General features: G+C 56.0%; 2 protein-coding genes and 1 pseudogene. 1 reads left to right on the top strand and 2 read right to left on the bottom strand.

Annotated elements, in window-relative coordinates:
• A pseudogene (locus tag GHN92_RS23525) lies at positions 1–266 on the top strand (DEAD/DEAH box helicase); the annotation flags it as partial.
• 159 nt (positions 267–425) lie between these two features.
• Here GHN92_RS23525 and GHN92_RS23520 read toward each other — a convergent pair.
• Positions 426–1,001, bottom strand: coding sequence for a YceI family protein (locus tag GHN92_RS23520; RefSeq protein WP_094999874.1), 576 nt, complete (start codon positions 999–1,001; stop codon positions 426–428).
• A gap of 32 nt (positions 1,002–1,033) precedes the next feature.
• Positions 1,034–1,585 (bottom strand): cytochrome b, encoded by a 552-nt coding sequence (locus GHN92_RS23515; protein WP_153381335.1) that lies wholly within the window; start codon positions 1,583–1,585, stop codon positions 1,034–1,036.
• Between the last annotated feature and the right edge of the window lie 193 nt (positions 1,586–1,778).

The raw sequence follows: 1,778 nt of genomic DNA, 5'->3' as shown, positions 1-1,778 counted from the left end.
GCAGCGGCGCCAGCACTGGCACTCCGCCTGCCAAGCGCAGCGGTCCACGCAGTGGCGCTCCGCGTGACGGCCAGGCCCGTCGCGAAAACCGCCCGGCCCGTGACGATGCCCGTCAAGAGCCAGCGGTTAAAGGCCCACGCGAGAACCAGCCGAAGATCATGCACAAAGAGTCGAAAAGCGATCGCTTCCCGACGCCTGAGCAGCTCGATCAACTGCCGAACCGCCCGCGTGGCGAGAAGCCAGCGCTGCTGACGCGTAACCGCTAAAAATTGTGGGAGCGGGCTTGCTCGCGATTCAGGTACTTCGGGTTAACGGCTGCACCGAGGCAATCCAATCGCGAGCAAGCCCGCTCCTACGACAGCACACAAAAAAACGCCCCGGCTCTCACAAGCCGGGGCGTTTTTTTTAGCCGTTTAAAAGCGCTATTACTTGGCCTTTACGCCTTCCAGCGAGATATCCAGGCTCAGGGTCTGGTCCTTGCTTGGGGACTTGATGCCGAAATCCTGCAGGTTGATGGTGGTGGTCGCGTTGAAGCCAGCACGTTCGCCGCCCCACGGATCCTTGCCTTCGCCGTTGAACGTTGCCTTGAAGGTTACAGGCTTGGTCACACCGTGCAGGGTCAGGTCACCGGTTACGTCAGCTGTGTTGTCGCCAGTCGGCACAACCTTGGTCGACTTGAAGGTCGCTTCCGGGTACTTGCTCACGTCCAGGAAATCTTTGCTGGCGATATGCTTGTCACGTTCGGCGTGGTTGGAAAACAGGCTGGCGGTTTTCAGGGTCACGTCAATCTTGCTGTCGGCAGGTTTGGCTGCGTCCCACGAGAACGTACCGCTCCAGTCCTTGAAAGTACCGTGAATGAAGCTGAAGCCCAGGTGGCTGACTTTCCAGTCGATAAAGGCGTGCTGGCCTTCTTTGTCGATGGTGTAGTCAGCCGCCATGGCCTGACCTGCGGTCAGCATTGCGGTTCCGAGAGCCAGCGCAGCGAGGGTCTTTTTCAACATGCGTTCTATTCCTTTTGAGTTGAGGTTGAGCATCAGGCTTTGCGCCCCAGCATACGGTTCAGGGTCGCATCACGATCGATAAAGTGGTGTTTCAAAGCAACCAGACCATGAAGCCCTGCAAAAATGGCCACGGCCCATGCCAGGTAAAGATGCACGACACCCGCTACATCAGCCTGGTCAGGCAGGTTGGAAATCAGTGCAGGGACTTCAAACAGGCCGAAAACCGGAATACCCACGCCTTCAGAGGTGGAAATCAGGTAGCCGGCGATCATCACGGCAAACAAACCCAGATACAAAAAACCATGCCCGAGTTTGGCACCGATTCGTGTTGCACGGCTGTAACTGGCCAGTGCCGGCGGTGCCGGGCTGAACCAGATCCATACAACGCGTAGCAGCATTACAGCGAATAGCGTCAGACCAATGCTTTTATGCAGGTCAGGCGCCTCTTTGCGCCAAGGGCTGTAATAGTCCAGACCGACCATCCACAACCCCAGTGCGAACAACCCGAACACCGCCAACGCAACAGACCAGTGCATGAAGATGCTGACGGCACCATAGCGAGAAGAAGAGTTACGTAGCTGCATGACCAACATCCTGTAGGAACTTGGGTCTAAGACTAATGGTTTACCTATCGATTGAAAGCGCATTTTATTGCTGCAAGCTATCGATAAATACGATCTGAAGCCTGAGAGTCAAACGTTAAGGAAACTCTGAAAAAGACTTCCATCTCTGGTGAAATACACGCCTCACACGAACTGAACGGCTGAGCCCCGATGA

The organism is Pseudomonas sp. FSL R10-2964, assembly GCF_009600035.1.
Classification (GTDB): Bacteria; Pseudomonadota; Gammaproteobacteria; order Pseudomonadales; family Pseudomonadaceae; genus Aquipseudomonas; species Aquipseudomonas bubulae.
This window is presented reverse-complemented; position numbering and strand designations above follow the sequence as displayed.